The 17,761-nt window shown below is 69.5% G+C and carries 13 protein-coding genes, 1 tRNA gene and 6 pseudogenes; 10 read left to right on the top strand and 10 right to left on the bottom strand.

Translation table 11 applies throughout. The annotated features are described in order from the left end of the window. The first annotated feature begins 143 nt into the window (after positions 1-143). The 3 genes from OG741_RS02090 (at position 144) to OG741_RS02080 (ending at position 4,557) form a co-directional block, all read left to right on the top strand. Positions 144-746 (top strand): TetR/AcrR family transcriptional regulator, encoded by a 603-nt coding sequence (locus OG741_RS02090; RefSeq protein WP_405594482.1) that lies wholly within the window; start codon positions 144-146, stop codon positions 744-746. Then, complete coding sequence (locus OG741_RS02085; RefSeq protein ID WP_405594480.1) at positions 743-2,167, top strand: MFS transporter; 1,425 nt, start codon at positions 743-745, stop codon at positions 2,165-2,167. Before OG741_RS02090 ends, OG741_RS02085 begins: the two co-directional genes overlap by 4 nt. 1,553 nt (positions 2,168-3,720) lie before the next feature. Continuing rightward, entirely contained in the window at positions 3,721-4,557 is an 837-nt protein-coding gene (locus tag OG741_RS02080; RefSeq protein WP_405594478.1) for a hypothetical protein, read from the top strand. A 776-nt stretch (positions 4,558-5,333) separates the two neighbouring features. Here OG741_RS02080 and OG741_RS02075 read toward each other — a convergent pair. Next, the gene (locus tag OG741_RS02075) at positions 5,334-6,419 is read right to left on the bottom strand and encodes a DUF5937 family protein (protein ID WP_405594475.1); all 1,086 of its coding nucleotides are present in this window, start codon (positions 6,417-6,419) and stop codon (positions 5,334-5,336) included. Between the two features lie 98 nt (positions 6,420-6,517). Between OG741_RS02075 and OG741_RS02070 the strand changes: the two genes are divergently transcribed. Then, positions 6,518-7,747 carry an MFS transporter gene (locus OG741_RS02070; RefSeq protein ID WP_405594473.1) on the top strand — a complete coding sequence of 410 codons (1,230 nt, stop codon included), beginning with the start codon at positions 6,518-6,520 and terminating at the stop codon, positions 7,745-7,747. Here the strand turns inward: OG741_RS02070 and OG741_RS02065 are convergent. After that, positions 7,730-7,819: pseudogene (locus OG741_RS02065) on the bottom strand (site-specific integrase); the annotation flags it as partial. The gene OG741_RS02070 and the pseudogene OG741_RS02065 sit on opposite strands and share 18 nt — an antisense overlap. Positions 7,820-8,114: 295 nt before the next feature. Here OG741_RS02065 and OG741_RS02060 point away from each other — a divergent pair. Continuing rightward, a pseudogene (locus OG741_RS02060) lies at positions 8,115-8,399 on the top strand (penicillin-binding transpeptidase domain-containing protein); the annotation flags it as partial. Positions 8,400-8,647: 248 nt separating this feature from the next. On the opposite strand, the pseudogene OG741_RS02055 reads toward OG741_RS02060, so the two are convergent. Continuing rightward, positions 8,648-8,803 (bottom strand): annotated as a pseudogene (locus tag OG741_RS02055) (IS5/IS1182 family transposase); the annotation flags it as partial. 46 nt (positions 8,804-8,849) lie between these two features. On the opposite strand from OG741_RS02055, the gene OG741_RS02050 reads away from it, so the two are divergent. From OG741_RS02050 to OG741_RS02040, 3 genes are all read left to right on the top strand, one after another. After that, the gene (locus tag OG741_RS02050; RefSeq protein ID WP_405594471.1) at positions 8,850-10,373 is read left to right on the top strand and encodes a serine/threonine-protein kinase; all 1,524 of its coding nucleotides are present in this window, start codon (positions 8,850-8,852) and stop codon (positions 10,371-10,373) included. Then, positions 10,325-10,621 carry a hypothetical protein gene (locus OG741_RS02045; RefSeq protein ID WP_405594469.1) on the top strand — a complete coding sequence of 99 codons (297 nt, stop codon included), beginning with the start codon at positions 10,325-10,327 and terminating at the stop codon, positions 10,619-10,621. The genes OG741_RS02050 and OG741_RS02045 overlap by 49 nt, the downstream gene beginning before the upstream one ends. A gap of 108 nt (positions 10,622-10,729) precedes the next feature. Further along, positions 10,730-10,807, top strand: a tRNA-Met gene (locus OG741_RS02040). 357 nt (positions 10,808-11,164) lie between these two features. Here the strand turns inward: OG741_RS02040 and OG741_RS02035 are convergent. The 5 genes and pseudogenes from OG741_RS02035 to OG741_RS02015 all read right to left on the bottom strand — a co-directional run bounded on the left by OG741_RS02035 (position 11,165) and on the right by OG741_RS02015 (position 14,130). Continuing rightward, positions 11,165-12,244, bottom strand: coding sequence for a hypothetical protein (locus OG741_RS02035; protein ID WP_405594467.1), 1,080 nt, complete (start codon positions 12,242-12,244; stop codon positions 11,165-11,167). Beyond that, complete coding sequence (locus tag OG741_RS02030; protein WP_405594465.1) at positions 12,241-12,567, bottom strand: hypothetical protein; 327 nt, start codon at positions 12,565-12,567, stop codon at positions 12,241-12,243. The genes OG741_RS02035 and OG741_RS02030 overlap by 4 nt, the downstream gene beginning before the upstream one ends. Before the next feature lie 134 nt (positions 12,568-12,701). After that, positions 12,702-12,833, bottom strand: a pseudogene (locus tag OG741_RS02025) (DUF6531 domain-containing protein); the annotation flags it as partial. A 332-nt stretch (positions 12,834-13,165) separates the two neighbouring features. Next, positions 13,166-13,546 (bottom strand): hypothetical protein, encoded by a 381-nt coding sequence (locus tag OG741_RS02020; protein WP_405594463.1) that lies wholly within the window; start codon positions 13,544-13,546, stop codon positions 13,166-13,168. Beyond that, the gene (locus tag OG741_RS02015; RefSeq protein ID WP_405594461.1) at positions 13,543-14,130 is read right to left on the bottom strand and encodes a TetR/AcrR family transcriptional regulator; all 588 of its coding nucleotides are present in this window, start codon (positions 14,128-14,130) and stop codon (positions 13,543-13,545) included. Before OG741_RS02015 ends, OG741_RS02020 begins: the two co-directional genes overlap by 4 nt. Positions 14,131-14,728: 598 nt before the next feature. Between OG741_RS02015 and OG741_RS02010 the strand changes: the two are divergent. Then, positions 14,729-15,055, top strand: a pseudogene (locus OG741_RS02010) (transposase); the annotation flags it as partial. Between the two features lie 10 nt (positions 15,056-15,065). After that, a pseudogene (locus OG741_RS02005) lies at positions 15,066-15,286 on the top strand (hypothetical protein); the annotation flags it as partial. A gap of 96 nt (positions 15,287-15,382) precedes the next feature. On the opposite strand, the gene OG741_RS02000 reads toward OG741_RS02005, so the two are convergent. After that, complete coding sequence (locus OG741_RS02000) at positions 15,383-16,606, bottom strand: DUF418 domain-containing protein (RefSeq protein ID WP_405594459.1); 1,224 nt, start codon at positions 16,604-16,606, stop codon at positions 15,383-15,385. Then, positions 16,603-17,667 carry an alpha/beta hydrolase family protein gene (locus tag OG741_RS01995; protein ID WP_405594457.1) on the bottom strand — a complete coding sequence of 355 codons (1,065 nt, stop codon included), beginning with the start codon at positions 17,665-17,667 and terminating at the stop codon, positions 16,603-16,605. The genes OG741_RS02000 and OG741_RS01995 overlap by 4 nt, the downstream gene beginning before the upstream one ends. Between the last annotated feature and the right edge of the window lie 94 nt (positions 17,668-17,761).

The following is a 17,761-nucleotide window of genomic DNA, read 5'->3' as shown; positions in this document are numbered from 1 at the left end:
CTTACCACTCGTAGCCTAGCCGGGATCGCAGGCCAGTCCCGCCGCGCTGCGCCCTTGCCCTGAGCCGCAACGTCACCGGCCTGCCGCAGCTGAGCGAGCGGAGCATCGTAGACACTGTCTACGCGATCTGGTAGACAGTGTCTATGCGCGAACAGGAAACGGGGCTGCGTGCCCAGCTCGTAGCGGTCGGGGTCGACTTGGTCGCCGCCCGGGGAGCGCAGGCGCTGTCCCTGCGGGAGATCGCCCGCGCCGCCGGGGTCTCGCACGGGGCTCCCCGCCGCTACTTTCCGACCCATGTGTCCCTGCTCTCCGCGATCGCACGCGAGGGCTTCGCCGAGCTGGCGGGCAGGGCCGCCGAGGCGCTTGAGGCCGGCGAGGACGGCCAGGAGGGTGCGAGCCCGCGCGAGCGGGTCGCGGCGTTGTGCCGGATCTATTTGGACTTCGCGCGGACCAACGGCGGCATGTTTGAACTGATGTTCCGTCATGACTTGCTCAGGAGCGGCCATCTCGGCCTGAGGGAGACCAGTCTGCCGCTCTTCGGCCTGTTCGTGGATTGTGTGGCCCGCGTCCGGTCGCGGCCCGGCGGCGCCGCGCCGCAGGAAGTCGCGAGCGCACTGTGGGCGAATCTGCACGGCATCGCCCAGCTGTGGGGATGGGGCAGCCTCCAGCTCGCCCTGGGCACCGACGATGTCGAACCGCTGCTGCGTATGGTCCTGGACGCCCATCTCGGTCCGGACGTCCGATGAGCTCGGCCTACCGACGGCTCACACTCACCGGCAGCATCGTCGGGGCGGCGGTCGTCGCCCTCGACGGCACCGTTCTGGCTGTCGTTCAGCCCGCCATGCAGCACGATCTGCACGCCTCCTTCCATCAGGTCCAGTGGACCAGCACCGGCTATCTGATCGCGGTGGCGAGTCTGCTCGTATTCGGCGGCCGCATCGGCGATCGGTACGGCCACCGGCAGGTCTTCGCCGTCGGAATACTGGGCTTCGGCGCAGCCTCCTTGGGGATCGGCCTGGCGTCGGGGATCGGCTGGGTCATCGCGCTTCGCGTCTCCCAGGGCGTCTTCGGGGTGCTGCTTCAGCCCGCCACCCTCGGGATGCTGCGGGCGGCCTTTCCGCCCGACCGCCTGGGGATGCCCGTCGCGCTGCGCACCAGCGCCGTCGGGGTGGCGGCTGCGGCGGGCCCGCTCGTCGGCGGGGCGTTGGCTGCACGTTCCGACTGGCGGGCGGTCTTCTTCCTCAACGTCGTACCGGCGCTCGTGATCGGGGTGCTCGTCCTTGCCGTACGGGAGCCTGCCGTGCGTGACGCGAAACCCGCCGGGGCGTCCGGCGATGGGCTCGATCTGCCGGGTGCCTGCCTCCTTGCGGTGACCCTGGGCAGCTTGGTGCACACGCTGGTTTCCATGCCGGAGAGCAGTCGGAGCGCGGCGACCGTGACGGGGCTCGTCGTCGCGGCGGTCGCCGGCGGGGCGTTCGTACGCCATGAACGACGCACAGCGAGCCCGCTGGTGGCGCCGGAGGTGCTCGGATCGGTGACCGTCGCCTCGGCGCTCGGGATCCTGGTGTCGGCGTCGGCTGTGCTGTTCGGGGCGTTGTTCGCCGGTACGTACTTTCTCCAGAACACCCTCGGTCTCAACCCCTTCCGGAGCGCTCTGACGGCACTGCCGGGCGCCGTGGCGATGGTGCTGGGCGCGCCGATCGCCGCCGTACTGCTGCGCCGGTACGGTCCACGGCGTACGACTGCGACCGCGATGGCTCTCCTGGCTCTCGGCGCGCTCTTGTTGTCGCGTCTCGACGGTGCATCGGCCACGGTGGCGATCTGCGGCGGGTTTTTCCTGGTGGGCGCCGGTTTTGGCAGCGCGATGGTGACCGCGACGGCGGTCATGGTGCGCCACGCGCCGGCGGAGCACGCCGGGGTGGCAGGGGGTCTCCAGCAGACGGCCCTGAACATCGGCCCCATCGTGGGGATCGCCGCGGCAACCGCCCTGATGGCTCTCGGGTCGCACAGCGCGGCCACGGGCGGATCCGGTGCGGCCGTCAGCTCCACGATGGGCCCTACGCTGACGGTGCTCGCCGCTGTCGCTGCCGCCGGCGCGTTTCTGGCAATCGGGCTGCCGGGCCGTACGACGGGAGCCGTGTCCCCGCGACCGCGGACCACCGCGTAGCCGACCGTGGATCGCAGCGCCGATGGTGTCGGCATCACCCCCTCCGGCGAATCGGCTGCCGATGGCTGAGAGGCGTTTCGACCGCTTGCGGGCTCAGCCCACGGGACCGGCGGGTCATCAACTTCGTGCCTTGCGGCGGCAACTGGCTCTACCGCCGGTCCGGAACTTCCTGCGGGTGGCCACCGATGCCCCTGGAGGTACGGCCATGCGTCCGGCGCAAGAATCGGACGTGAAGCAGCTGGTCCGCGCGGAGCTGCCGGCCGACGCGCTGCAAGGCAGTCGGGGTGGCCACGCCGTGCCGCTGTGTCGCGGACGCGCCGGGACCCGGCGCCCGCACTTACGCACCCGCGAGTTCACGGATGCGTGATGTCGAAGTCCTGCATCACGGTCACACGGCGATCGAAATCACCGGCCAGCCGGTCGTTTTCGGCAGGGGCATTTCGGGCGCGTCCATGCGCGCTGGTGACCTATCCGTAGTCGCATTCATCGCAGTACGGTTCGGGCTCGACATGCCGCGGTACAGCGGTAGGCGGGGTCCAGCGCTCCAAGTGGCGTTCCAGTCCATCCAGTTGGGCTGGCGCGCCATGTCAGCGGCTGGCTGCAGCAGGCCTCCTCATGCATGCCGGAGGCCGCCAGTGACGCGGCTGCCTGCGCCACGCGCTTGCGTCCCAGCACCGGGACCGAAATCCTGCGGTGCTCCCGGGCCTTGGCCCAGGCATCCGCTACCCGGGGCCCCGGTCGGTCGAGCATCCGCGATTGGCAGCGGCGTCGCGGCTGGCTCCCCGACGGCGGCGGCCCACGAGGGGCGGGAGTGCAGGCACTGTGGCCAGTCCCTCCGCTCTGTGGGTTGCAGGGGTCTCTCTCGTTGCCATCCCGGCCCTGCCCGGCAGAGAGATGAGTCTTGTAGGCGAAGTGTTCTTTCTTCACATGGCTCAGTTGCCCACGGCGGGTGGCTGGCCCCCGGCCTCGGGGGTGTCGGTCAGTGGACGTGCCCCGGAACGGCTGACGACATGACCGGGCGCCACACCGGACGATGTGCGACAGGCGATGGCCGATCGCCTGGTGTCGGTGCGGGAAGCGGGACACTCTCGGCGTGTGGCGAGGCCGGAGCCCGAGGCGTCGCCGGATCGGGAGAGCAGGCCGCGAGGAGTGGCCGGGCCTCGTGGCCGACCCCACGGCGCGGGGCGCCCGCCGTACCGCCTGCGATTCAGTACGTATCCGTGTTCCGGGGCCACGGATAGCCGGTCCCCGGTTTCACTCTCTAGGTTTCGTTGTGCCCGCAGACCCTCACCAGGCACCTGTGCGGCGGCAAGGATTTCCGGTCATCGTCGCTGCCTGTCCGGAGGGCCGAGATATGCCTCGCGAGGTGAACCGTGCCTGGAGACCCCGGTTGAGCGCGATCGGTGAAACGGGCTGCTGCTGCCAGTCGAACACGACGACGTCAACTCGCCACACGCAGAAAGGCTTCCGCGATGGGTAAACACAGCAAGAGTCACGCTAAGGGCAGGCACCGAAAGGCTTCCGTGAAAGGCCGCCCCGGACTCCTGGCCGCCATGGCGGCGGACACGCTCGGCAGCCTCGCGCGGCCCCCCGGTGAGCCGTCTTCACGTCCCCCACAGGAACGACGCCATCTCATAGGGAACAGGCGAACGGGCGCCGTAGTCCTCACTGCCTTCGGGCTGGCCGCGCTGGGTGCCGACCCGGCCATGGCGGACCATATCAATCCCTGGGACCGCTACTGGCAAAAGACCGGCCCCGGCCCCATAGAGGTGCCCGTCATCGACAGTACCTCGCCGAAGTGGAAGCCCCACCTTCAAGGGGCCGTCGAGAAGTGGAACGAGAATCCCGACATCAAGGCAAAAATCGTGCCGGGTGAGAACGACCTCGAGACCCGCCAAAAGTGCGAACGCATAAAGGGCGCAGTCCACGTCTGTGACGACGACCTCGGGGATGATGGCAATCGGGGAGGGGCGGCCTTCGAGGACGCGCGCAACGGCACCCCTATCGAGTCGGTCGAGCTCAAGCTCAACAACTTCTATCTGGACAACGAGCCCGAGGAAGTAAAACAGCATGACGTATGCCACGAGATCGGCCACTCCCTCGGACTCGGCCACCAGTATGCGGCTGGAACCTGTATGAACGACAAGGCCGCCGACTCGGACCCTGTCCCCGAGGAGCCTTGGCAACCACAGCCCAACGAGCACGATTTTGAACAGCTGAAGGCCATGTACGGTCCCGGTAGTGACGAGCAGTCCGATGGCAGTAGTGACGAGCAGTCGTCGGTATTGGACGGCCCCGGTAGTGACGACCAAACCGATGGCGGTGACGAGCAGTCGTCGGTATTGGACGAGTCCGGCAGTGACGAGCAGTCCGATGGCAGCAACGATTAGAAGGTTGCTGAACACGTAACGACCTTGGGTGAAATTGCGGTCGGGGGTGCTGGCCTGGCGGTTCGGCTGGTGGGTGATCAGCAGATGGTGTCGCGGACGAGGGCGAGTTCGGTGCCGGCGGCGAATCCTTCTTCACCTACGCGGCACACCTACCGTCCAGCAAAGTCACATCTGCCGTCGACCCGGCAATGCGAAGTCCTATCACCGTGAATTCGCGATGTCGAACGGGCTCAGCCCCAATTGAGAGCGGCGGACCGGTCCCGGCGAGGCAGCCATCGAGAAGTTCACTACGGTACTGGATCACTCTGATCGGTGCTGTTGGCATGGGGGCACGTTGGTGGACGGGTCGTTGGAACCAGTGGCCCGACCGTTGATCGGCTACATCATTCGACGGGACGCCATCCCTCATGGCGCGGCCCGTGTTCCCGGCCCCCGGCCTGTGGCGAATGGATGGGATGGCATGGACCGCCGTGGGCTGGGTTCGTTGTCATCGGACCCTCCTCCCGTGCCGTCGCTGCTCTGCCCTGGACCTTCCGTTCCGACTGTCACGGACCGGCGAGGCTTCCGCCGACCAACCGCCTTCCACGCCCTCACAGTCGCTGTGCCGCCGTTCACAAGGCGTGCGGACGACTTCCGCCAACTCGTCAGCTTTGGCGGTGCAGCCAGTGCGCTGCCCGAGGGCAGCAGGCGGTCGCGCCGGTACAGCTCGGCGGCCTGCCGAGTCGGACGGTGCTGCGAAGGCGGCGGTCGCCCGCGTTCTGGCAGGCCGAAGCTACTCAGCGCAGTACGGCCGCCAGTAGGTCGACCCCCAGCGCTGCCAGATCGGGGAGATTGAGGGTGTAACGAACATAACGACCCTGCCGCCGGGCCGTGAGCAGGCCCGCGCGGCGGAGGACAGCGAGGTGGCGGGAAACCTCCGGGGGTGACAGTTCCCAGGCGTGGGCCAGCTCACTGGTGGTGTGCGGGCCGCGGGCCAGGGTGCGTAGCAGTCGCAGCCGTACCGGATGTGCGAGTGCCTCCAGTCGGAGGGTGACCGTTTCCAGCGGTACGGGCTCTGATGGACTCGGCTCGGCCACGGGGTACTGCACCACCGGCTGCCACCCCGGCGCGTGGACCGCCACCAGGTGCGGGCGGCCGAAGACACTGGGGATGAAGGTGACCCCGGTGCCGTGGGCGGCGGTCGCCTTGTCCTGCAGCTTGTCCACGATGATGCAGTCGCCGTCCGGTGCCAGGGTGACTGCGCCGGAGACCGATGCGAGTGCCGCCCCGATGCCCTGGCGCTTCAGCAGGTCGTTCTTCAGGCGCAGGTCGGTGGCGAGCTGCACGGCGACTCCCGCCCAGGCGGCGTCGAAGAAGGCCTCGGCGCACTGCGCGAGGGTGTGGCGCACCCGTGCCCGCACGGCGGACGGGTCCGCGAGCAGCCGTTCCGCGAAGGCCTCTTGCCGCGCGCCGCGGGCCTGGGCCAGGTCCAGGGCCCGCTCGCGCGCAGTCGCGTCGGTGAGCGGCGACGGTGCGGCGAAGTGGACCCGGTTGCTGCCGCACGTGGTGACGAGCGCGGCGGTGACATACGTTTCGTTGTCGATCCGGTCCACGTCGTCCAACTCCTCGGCGAGGGTCGGCCGAGGTCGGGCGGGGACCAGGAAGTCGGCTTGTGAGGAACGCCAGAGAAAGTCCGCCTCCCGCAACCGCTCGGCCAACTCCGGCCGTAGTCCGGCCCAGACATCCCCGGCCCAGCCGGCGAGCTGAGGATGATGCCCGGGCTCGGCCAGCACGTGCAGCATCGCGGTCAGCTCGGCCAGCGGGGAGGCGGCGAACCGCAGTCGCTCGGACGGCAGGCCGCTGATGTCGATCCTCAACGTCATCCCCTCAGCATCCCTGAGCGGATGGCCGGCGACGGCGTCGGTTGACGGTGTCGGTCAACCGACGTGCCCAGCCCGGCGGCCGAAAGCACGTTGGCGCCATGGCAACCACCACCAAGATTCAGCCCCGCGCCCTCGTCCGTGCCTCCGGAGGCCCCCGCTATGCCGTCGCCCTGGCCGTGGACGCGCTCGGCACCGGCCTGCTGCGGCCCTTTCTGCTGCTCTACGGGGTGACGGTGCTGAGGCTGTCCGCGCCGGCAACGGGCATCGCCATGACGGTCGGCGTCGTCGTGGGTCTGGTGTGCATGCCCGCGGTGGGCCGATGGCTGGACCGGGGCGCACGCAGCACGGTCGTGGCGGCGTCGATGCTGGTGCGGGTGCTGGGTGTGGCGCTGCTGCTGGCCACCCCGGCGGGGCACGTCTGGCTGTTCGCGACGGCGGTGCTCTTCCTCGGCATAGGCAACCAGGCATGGCCGGCCGCCCACGCTGCTCTCGTGGCCACGGTCGCCCACGGCCGGGAACGCGACGTCGCTCTCGCGGGAGGCCGCGCCCTGCGCAACGCCGGCCTGGGCGTGGGCGCGCTTCTCGCCACCGCATGCCTGGCGGGCGGCACCACCGCATTGCAGGCGCTGGCAGCCGTCACCGGGCTCGCCTATCTCGCTGCGGCGGCCTTGGCATGGTCGGTCCACCTGCACGCGCAGCCGACCGCTACCCCGGCCAAGGACATGACCGACGGGCCCGCACCTCGGATGCGCGCGCTGCTGGCCGCCAACGTGGTCTACGTTTTCTGCCTCAATGTCCCCGAAATCGCGCTCCCTCTGGTCCTGGTGACACAGTTGCACGCATCCCCGGTGTGGTCGGCAGCCATCTTCGTGGCCAACACGGTGCTGGTGGTCACCCTGCAGGTTCCGGTCACCGTCCTGATGTCCCGCTTCTCCCGGCGGACCGTGCTGGCTCTCGCCGGCGTGGTACTCGCCGCGTCCTATCTCGGCTTCCTCGCGGCCACCTCACTGGGACACGGCTGGGGTGCCCCGGCCGTTGCCACGGTGTCCGTGGTCTGCACTATCGGTGAGATCATCTACGCTGGCAGCGCCACCGCGCTCGTCACCGCCCTCGCCCCTGCCCATGTCCTGGGACGCGCCCTCGCCCGCTTCGAGCTCTCCACGGGCTTCGGCCTCGCCGTCTCCCCGGCGGTCATCACCGCTCTTGCACCCCACGGCTCGGCGGCCCTCTGGGGCAGCCTCGCCGCCGCAACACTCCTCTCCGCCTCCGCCATTGCCACCGAGAAGGATCAAGGAACGCGGCTCAGTGGTTGCGCCGCCGGGCGTTAGCAGGCTCGTGAGCCCGGCAATCGCCTCTGGCGACGGGTTGAAGTAGCGGCGGATGTTCTCCGGCTTCTTGTTCTGAGCGCGCGGAAGTCTGGCAGTCCGGCACCGCCAGCGGCCTCGCCCGGGCCGAGACCGCCGGGCCCTCCGGCCGAGGCTCGCCCGTTCGGCCCGTGCCGGAAGCGGTGCCCTGGGGCCTGGTCACAGGAAGCCCGATCGCTGCCGACTCGCATTACCGATGCGGATCGGCTCCCTCAGGGTCCCTCTTTGGCCACCACACTGCACAGGGTGGTTCGCGATGGGGCGAAACCCGGTGGGGGAGAAGGGCAGAGCTCCGCGCACGACCAAGGAAGATCACGGCCATAGGTCTTGCAGGTCGCTCGCGGCGGCCCAGCGCAAGCTGGACGCGTCCGCGCAGACGCAGCTGCACGAACTGCTCAGCTACACCGCGACGTCAGGCTCCGCCGCCGAGGCCATGGCGGGCCTGGGCCCGGACATCGGAGGCAAGACGGGCTCGGCCGAGGTCGACGGCCAGAAGAAGCCCAACGGCTGGTTCACCGCGTGGCGCGGCGACCTGGCCGCGGCGGCGGTGGTGCAACAGGGCGGGCGCGGGGGCGAGTCGACGGGGCCGCTGGTGGCAGCGGTGCTCCGGGCGGGCGGCTTACGCCCGCGGCGCCGGTACCGGACCGGCGCCCGGTACGCCGCCTCTATGGCGCCGCTTGATGCTGGGCTTCCGCCTGCCGCGCGAGTACATCGACGGCATCACCGGTGTTGGTGAGGTGAGCTCACAGGCGGCGGCAGGGGCAAGTCCTGGAACGGCAGCCACACCCGATGCTGGGGGAAGTTGGTTCCGTCACCGTCGTAACACAGCTCCCTCGCAGTCGGCGTAGAACGGGCCGGAGAACAGCGGATGCCGGGATGGCTCGTGGCGACCCGGTCGAGCAGGCGCGTGCACGGCGGCCGAGTCTTGGACGCTGGCGGCGGTGACCAGCACGGCGACCCGCAGGCCGATCGTGTCGATCACGATGCTCCGCCCCTGCCCGTGATCTTCTTGCCCGCGTCGGTGGCCGGTGCGCTGAGCCCCGGCCTCGTCCTCTAGCCTGTCGCCATGCAAATGCCGGGGGATGTGATCGACGGGCGGTTCGAGCTGATCGAGCGGCTCGGCAGCGGAGGCATGGGCACGGTGTGGCGGGCTCGCGACACTGTGCTCCACCGCGAAGTCGCCCTCAAGGCGGTCAGACCCGACCGGGAAGCGTCGGATGCCATACGGGAGCGGGTGCTGCGCGAGGCGCGGGCACTCGCGCGGCTCAGCCATCCCCATGTGGTGACGATCCATCAGATCGTGGACGCCGACCCGCATCCGTGGATCGTGATGGAGCTGGTGCCGGGCGACTCGCTCCAGGAATGGCTCACCCGGGGCCCATTGGCTCCTGCCGAGTCGGCGCGCATCGGCCGACAAGTACTGTCGGCGCTGCGTGCCGCGAACGCGGCGGGCATTCAGCATCGCGACGTGAAGCCCGCGAATGTGCTGCTGCGGCCCGACGGCAGTGCGGTGCTCACCGATTTCGGGATCGCGGCGCTCCAGGGCTCGTCCTCTGTGACCCTCACGGGTGAATTGGTCGGCTCGCCGGAGTTCATGGCCCCCGAGCGGGTCCGTGGCCGCAACGACGACCCCGCGTGCGACCTGTGGTCCCTGGGACTCGTCCTGTACGTGTGCGCGGAGGGCGTCAGCCCACTGCGCCGCTCCACCACGTACGCCACCCTGGCCGCGGTCCTCGACGACCCAGTACCGCCGCCGGTCCGCTCGGGTCCGCTGGCTCCGGTGCTTCAGGCCCTGTTGGTACGGGACGCGGCAGCGCGGCCCGATGCGGCGCGGCTGGACGCGATGCTGGCGCAGGTGGAGTCGGGCACGACGCCGGAGTGGGACCCGCTGACGATGACGAAGGGACCGGGCGGATTGCCTGCGGAGGCGGTCCCGCTGCCACTGGGCGGGCCGCCCGGCGCGCACGATCCGACGCACCGCGCTGCTCCTCTGGCCGGCGGGCCGGGCAGCTCCGACTCCCGCGGCCCCACCACCCCCCAGCCGCCCGCCCAGCGGCGGAACCGGACGCCCCTGCTCCTCGCCGTGCTCGCCGTGGCCGTCGCGGTCGTCGCCGCGACCGCCGTTGTGCTCGCGACGCGCGGCTCGGGCAAGGACGAAGCGGGCGGCAGCGGGGGCCCGTCCGGCAGTACGGCATCAAGTCCGGCCACGCCGACGACACGTCCGAGCCCCACACCCACGCCGAGCGAGCCGCCGACCGCCTCCGGCAAGTGGATCGCACAGCTCTTCACCGAGCCCGTCGCATCGGGCACCGGCGTGCGGGGGCAACGTCTCAAGAAGATCCGGCAATCCATCCCCCAGGCTGTCGTTCTCCGCACCGACGACTTCGCCTCGCTGCGGCCCGGCTTCTGGGTGATCTACGTTCCCGGCCCGTTCACCGACGGCCGCGCCGCGCTGAACTTCTGTGCTCAGCACGGCCGTACGTCGCCCAAAGACTGCCTCGGCCGCTATCTGAGCACCAGTTCCGCCGACTACGACCTCCAGTGCCTTCCCCCGGTGAGCAGCCCGACCGGCCGCTGCACCCGTACGTAACCGCTGGCGAAGGGCGAACGAATCGAGAGGACATCGCGCTGCGGATCATCGACACCGCGCTCGCCGCTCCCGAAAAGGCTGCCCAACATGTGCGTGACCGCCTCAGCTCGCGCGCCCGCTACGCGGGATCGGAGCCGTGGAGCGAGGACGGCGAGGACTGGGACGACGACGAAGACAGCTACGTGGTGCTCGCGGCGCGCACGGCGGCCGTGCTGCGCCTGGCCTTGGAGGAGTTAAGGAAGTTTTGAGGTCCACGACACGAGGGAACTGCGATGCGCTCGGTGAACAGGGTGCGGCGATGTGCCGGGAAATTCACCGTCGCGCGGGTCGGCGTTGACGTACAGTGGTCCCACCGACGCGGGGTGGAGCAGCTCGGTAGCTCGCTGGGCTCATAACCCAGAGGTCGCATGGTTCAAATCCTGCCCCCGCTACCAACTCCGGCCCCTTCGAAGCCCAGGCGACGAGGGGGCCGGAAGCACATCTGGCTAACCGGGCAGACCGAAACGGTGCCGCTACCCCCTGGCCCTCTCTCTCGGCCGACGGCCGCTGCTCAGATTGTTCCCGGACTCCCGTGCAGTGCTTCCCGGACGGGGAGAAGGGGGCCAACGCTCGCGGGCGGCCTGTGGTCGAGGCTGGGCGCTGCTGTTGGTGTTGGGCATGCAGGGTCTTGGGGAAGGGAGTACCCGCGGTGGTGGTCGCGCAGGACGTTCGAGCGGACCGGGGTGCGGGCGACCTCTACTTTTCTGGCCGGCAGCGAGGGTCCGCTTGCTGCCATGCGGCCTGATGGGGGCTCACTGGAAGCTGAGACGGTGTGGGTGGGTTGGGTCGGTCGGGCAGGTGTGGACGCGCATCTGGCCGCGGCAGAGATAGACACCGACGGGATCGATGACTCCCGGGTCATTGTCCGCGTCCTCCTCGATAGGCAGCCAGCTCCGTGAGCCGCCGTCGCACTCCCATTTGTCGACGGTGAGCAGCGGCGGCATCGGGGTCCCGCACTGGGGGCAGTCGACGGGGGCGGGGTCGGTCAGGTGCCAGGAGGCGTAGCCGCCGACTTTCCAGCCGGGGGCGATGGAGAGATCGCTCATGTAGTCGATCTCGTCCGGTTCCTCGGTGCGGGCGGCGGCCATGGCCGCTTCGTACTCCTCGTATGTGGCGTAGCTCGCCGGGGCTGAGGAGTCGTAGGCTTCCTCGGCGTCTTCCTCGTCGAGGAGGCCCTCTTCCCACTCGGCGATCCTCTCCTGGAGGTCCTCACTGAGCAGGCTGAGGTACTCGTGCTCCACGACCTGCTCCGGGTGGAGGACGCACGTGGTCGGGACGCACTCCTCGCGGCCGGCAACCGTCGGTTCGGGCTGCGGTGTCAATACGGTGCCGACATCCTCCGCACGCCGCCACTTGAGGACCACGTCGATCGTGCGGTCCGGGCCGTGTACCTCGAAGGGGCACCAGAACACCTGGAGCAGGTCGCATTCGTCGGGCCCGACGAGGTCCGGCACGTCGCGTGTGTAGAGCTGGGCCACGGCCAGAAGCGGCAACGGGTCGGCGTCGCCCAGATCCGGGACGTGGAGTCCGGACGTCATGCCCTCCAGGAGCAGCTGCTCCTCGTCGGTGTAGTCCCGTCCTCGCGCCTCGTCGTGGATGCGCCGCCGCAGGTGCACGTCGGACAGGAGGTGGCCCGTGCCCTTGGAGTGGACCGCGGTGCAGACCGGCCACGGTTCGTGGGCCGGCCACAGCAGCGGCCCGGCGAGCGAACTCTCCTCCGTCTTGGGTGCACCAGGGCGCGGGTGCAGCCGTGTCGCGGTCCGCCGGTGGGCGGCGAGTGCGGGGAAGACCGCCTCGATGTCGACAGGGCGCGGTGGCGTGGTGCGGGTCATGCAAGTCCTCCAAGGCTGTTCTGCGCCGATGCGGCGTGCCGTCGCCGGCTGTCCGGGTGCGCAGCCGGCCCTTCCGGGCCGCGGACGGCCAGCCCCGTGACGCGCGAGGCGTCCGCGGTGAGCTGCACGACGTAGCCACCCGAGTGTGTGACTGCGAGGGGTGTCCCGTCGGGACGGCGGGAGAAGGTGATCTGGTTGCCGTGGCGGTCTTCGATGTCCGAGAGCCAGTAGGCGGGGGACGTGCGGTAGGGGCTGCCGGTGAAGAAGCGGACGCGGCCGTTGTGCGGATCGTGGATCTCGTAGGCGGTCTCCTCGCCGTGCACGCCACCGTGGACGAGCGGGAGCTGGTCGCCCTCCAGGGCAACACTTGTTCCCCGTCGGACCGGGGCAGGCGGGGGTAGACCAGCAAGGAACCGTCCTCGCGTGCCCATATCGCACTGCCCACCCCGTCGAGCTCGATCCGCTCATCCAGGGTGGAGGCCCAACTGCGGCCGAACCAGTGGCCGAAGCGGTAGGTCGGGACATGCGTACGGCGCAGTGCCAAGGGCAGCACCCCGGGCAGCGTCAGGTCGGTCTGCGGCAGCAGCATCTTGCCCGTGGCCACGTCGACGGGGTCGTTGCCCGACCGGGTGAGCCGACTCTCGGCAAGCCGCAACAGCAAGGGTACGGAGCGATAGCAGGTCGGCGATCTGCCGGGCCTGTGTGTTGTCGGTGCCGGTCATGGGTTGTTTCTCCTGTCCGGGGGCCGTTGTCGGGGCCGGGGTCGTCTTCCACATCTTCGCCGCCCTGGCCGAGTTCATCCGCGAGTTCCACGGAGCCCCCAGCCCACCGGGCGGGGCTCCGTACCAATGACCGCCGCCTTGGGACCGGCGCGCGGATCAGCTCCGCGGGCACCGCTGCTGTATCTCTCCGGGGCTGTCGCTACGCGGCGCCCGCCACTGTCAGGACCGCGACCGGCAGGAGCAGAATCCACTGCGGCAGCCGGAGCAGTGGCTTCGGCCAGCCGACCGACAGCGTGACGACCAGGAAAGCGACTGCGTACGCGACGAAGTGCGCAGCCACGAACCAGGCCACCAGGCCGGTCGCTGACGTATCGTCCGCCAGCGCGAGGTAGACCAAGGCGGCTGCGGAGAGCACCAGGTCGACGCTCACCATGTGCCACACGGCGTGAAGGACGCGTTTAGGTTCGTCTGCGAGTCCGCAGGACAGCAGCGGGCGGACCACATCCCGGTGCCCGCCGACGATGTGCACTGCGGCGACACCGAACGCGGTGATGCCCGCTGCGAGAAGCCAGCCGTTCATCGGATCTCGATTCCTTTGGCTATGACAGCAGCCAGCCGGCCGGCCAGCTGAGGGTCGGGGTGTTCCCCGACCAGGCCGACGTGGAAGAACACGGCTCCTGCCAGCGTGTCCAGGGCCAGATCCACGGGCGTGTCGGCTGCGATCTCCCCGCGCATCACGGCGCGCTCGAAGACGATCAGCAGCCGCTCCTTCGACGGGGCCAGGAAGTCGCTGCGGATGCGTGCCTTCAGCACCGGATCGGCGGCGAAGTCGGCGAGCAGCCCCGGGAGCGCCGCTGCGGCGGCAGGTGCGTGGAACTCGTCGACCAGGCCCCGCAGCAGTGCGGTCAGGTCCCCGGCCAGCGTTCCGGTGTCTGGGACCGGAGCATGGTCGGTGGTCGTGAACACGGCCTCGAAGACCAGCTCCGGCTTGCCCCGCCACCGCCGGTAGACCGTGTCCTTGCCGACACCGGCACGGGCAGCCACCGCCCCGATCGATGTCGCGGCGTAGCCGACCTCGATCACCAGCTCTGTGGCCGCGCTGACGATCGCCTCGTGCGAGCGGGGATCCCTGGGACGTCCTCTGGAGGACGGAAAGGAGCTCATGCCGATTTACGATACGGGTCGACCCGTTTGATAAGCAATCCCGGTCGGCGTGCCGATGGACATCACAGCTGCAGAGCATGCCGGGCGAGGACGGTGTCCGCGTACGAGTACACGCAGACACCTCCCGCGTGCCCAGCGAGGGCGGCTACTTGGAGAATGACGGCCAGGCGGTTTCTCACGGATCACCATGTCCGCCAGGTACCGGTGGTGATCTGATGGCTGCATGCGTCTCGAGCACTGCGTGACCAGGAACCACATCGAGGTGTGGCATGAACGTGTGCTGCTGCCCGGGGCGGTGCGGAACACGTTCTGAACGGTTCTGCGTGGCTCTCTCTTGCCGGTCTTGGTCTGGGCTGGCGTCGCCTGCTTCGTCTCCTTCGTCTACAGCCCGGTGGCAGCGGTGGTCCTTGGCGGGCTCATCGAGCTCTCGTTCCTTGTGGGGTTCGCCCTGCGTCGCAGGGCAAGTCACTCCTTCCGGTGCAGCCTCTACGGTTCGGTGGGAGGAGTGCTCGACAAGTCGATGGCGGGGTTCCGAGGCGTTGCCGCGGAGGCGGTCTGTCATTGTTTGGGGCGGGTTGGGATCGACGCGATTACCTAGAAGTACTGGACCGGATCACCGTGGATGGACCTGCCCGCGGAGTTCGGCTCGTGGAAGGGCGCCTACAGCCGTCTGCGGAACTGGGCGAGACGGTACCTGGGAGCGGGTGTTCACCGCCCTGCTGGCTCAGGCCGATGCTGACGAAGACCTGAACTGGGTGGTGTCCGTCGATTCCACCGTCGTCCGGGCGCACCAGCACGCGGCCGGAGCCCGCAAAAAAAGGGCGCTCCAGCCGGCGAACCGGCAGGCCACGCTGTCGGCCGGTCCCGCGGCGAACTGACCACGAAGTTCCACCTCGCCGCCGACGGCAATTGCCGACCCCTGGCCTTCGTGCCCCTTCCGGGTGGAACTGCCCGGGCGCGGTGTCCTCCTGGCCCGCAGGGTCACTACGTCGTGTGGGGCCGGGGTGTCGACCATTCCTGGTTCGCGGAGGAAGAGCCCGTTGTGCTGACGGTCCGCTGGCCCTCTGTCCCCGGCTACGAGGCGGTGGATGAACACGGTCACCATGCCGGTCAGAGCCATTCGTTGAGGACCGAGACGAGCACGGTCGCCTCGTAGCGAACGGCGAGGCATCGCGCAGGTGGCAGCGCCTACCGGTCCCTGCGTCTGCGCGGGAAGGGGGCCGACGAACTCGGGCAGTGTTGCCGCAGCTGTTCACCATGCCCTGGCCTTCTCTTTGGGCCAGGAGAGAGTTGTCCATGCCCGCAGCCCCCACTCGGCCGGCCCGTACAGGTGGCGGTTGAGCCACCAGCGGCTGGCCACCGCCTGGACGGCGAACAGCACCAGCGCGATCACCGCGATGCCTGCGGGCGGGACACGGCCGACGAATCCCGCTCCGTAGCCGGTGAACAGAAGGGCGCACACCAGCGACTGGGTCAGGTAGTTGGTCAGCGTCATCCGCCCCGCTGGTGCGAGTACGGCGATCACGGTCCGGGCGCGGCGGCCGTTTGCGAGGCGCAGGACGGTGGCCGCGTACGCGGCAGCGAGCAGCGGCGCCGTGATCACGTCGATGCCCAACGCGAGGACCTCGTAGGTGGTTGCTGGATGAGCGAGGCTCGCGTGGGCGTATACCAAGCCGCCGCAGAGCCCCACGGAAAAGCCCCAGATCTTCAGGCGCCTCAGAAGGCGGCCGTGACGCGTGATGTCGGCCAGGGCCTGGTGCTTGCCTGCGGCGAGGCCGAGGAGGAACGCGGCCAGCGCCGCCGGCGCCTGGAAGAACACCAGCAGGAACACGACGTCCGGCAGCTGAGCCAGGTGAGCTGCGATGACCGAGGCGGCATCGCCCCTCAGAGCGTCGGTGGCCCGCGCGGCGTCAGCCGCCGCCGACACTTCGTTCACCCCGCCGCCGTCCGGCCACAGGGAGAGGGCGAAGAGTAGGTACGCGGCCGCCGTGACGGTGAACAGCACCATGGCGGTGCACACGGCGGTGCGAGGCCGGATGCGGTGGAGGGCCAGCAGGATCAGGCCGAGGACGGCGTAGGTGGTGAGGATGTCGCCGGGGAACAGCACCACGGCGTGCGCCACCCCCAGGACGAACAGCCCGGCCAGACGCCGGCGGAACCGCGGTGCGAACCGCGCCTGAGTGCGTTTCGCGGAGGCGAGCTGCAGGGTGAAGCTGTAGCCGAACAGGAACGAGAACAGCAGGAAGAACTTGGCCTCGAAGAACGTCGCCACCAGCGCGCGGACCCCGCCGTCGAGCGGGCCGTTGAAGCCGGGATCCTCCACGCCGGTGCCGTGGTAGGCGGAGGCCAGGTAGGTGATGTTCACCATCAGGATGCCGAACAGGGCGAAGCCACGCAGCGCGTCGACCGCGGCCAGGCGCTCAACTGCCGAGTCCCGGGCGGCAACCGGCGGAGTCGTGCCAGTGGTGCTGGTCATACCGTCCCCTGTCCGGTGTTCAACTGCTGAACGAACCGGGATTGGTCCTCGAGGAACCCGGAGGCGTACAGCTTCCTGGGTGCGAGGACGGCGGTCAGCGTCAGGCGCCACTGCGAGCGCTCCAGATCGTGGTCCACCAGGGAATGGGAGGCGCCGGGGTAGTGCGCGACCTTCAGGGACGCGGCCGGCAGGAGCCTGCGGTAGACGGCCTCGGTGTCGGCGACGTCAACGTTGACGTCGTGGCCGGCCAGTACCAGCAGGACCGGCGTGCCGCGCATGGAGCGCAGGTCCGCGGTCGCATCCGACCGGTAGTTCTTGGCGATGAACGACCATCGCGCAGCCGTCATGTCCTCCCCTGTGCCGCCGGCCGCGGCGCGGTACTCGGCGAAGGAGGCCTTCCGGTGCAACAGGTCCAGGGTCGTCTCCCGCCTGCGCAGCGCCGCGTCCCTCGTTTCGGCGGTGGCGCCGTCCCGGCGCAGTTCGGCCAGGAGGTTGTGGCGGCCCTGCTGCAGCCAGTTGACTGCCGGGGAGACGGCGATGACGAACTGCAGGTTCCGGTCCCTTGCGGCAACTTTGGGCAGGACCCAGCCGGCCTGGCTGGCACCCCACAGGCCGATGCGGCGGCCGTCGATGTCCGGGCGGCTACGGGCCCAGGCCACGGCGGCCAGGGTCTCCTCCGCCCGGTCCGCCATGCTCTGGTCCAGCCAGTCGCCCTGCGAGCCACCGACACCCGGCTTGCTGAACGACAGTGCGGCATACCCGGCCCGGGCGAAGGACTCCCACAACGGCCGGTAGAACGTCTCGTGCGTCGCGTCGACCGGGCCGTCACCGTGGACGAAGACCACGAGGCCGAACGGCCCGTCACCCGTCTCGGGCCGGGCCAGCACCCCCTCGAGCAGCTTCCCGTCGTGCCGTAGCGACACCTTCTCCTCGCGCAGCGCGTAGGTGTTCTGCCACACCACGACCCCGCCAACTCCGGCGGCCACCACCAGCACTCCCACCAGCATCCAGACCGCCCACCGCCATCGGCGCCGACCGGGCGCCCGACGTTTCCGGAACATGCCTCACCCCTCTGAAATAGCTCACATTAAAAACGCTCGTTTCGAGAATGAACGTACTACACTCGATCGCACAAGGGATTCGTGCGGGAGGATT

The sequence above is a fragment of the Streptomyces sp. NBC_01410 genome (assembly GCF_045040195.1).
Classification (GTDB): Bacteria; Actinomycetota; Actinomycetes; order Streptomycetales; family Streptomycetaceae; genus Streptomyces.
Note: the sequence above shows the minus strand (reverse complement) of the source record. Positions and strands in the feature narration are given on the sequence as shown.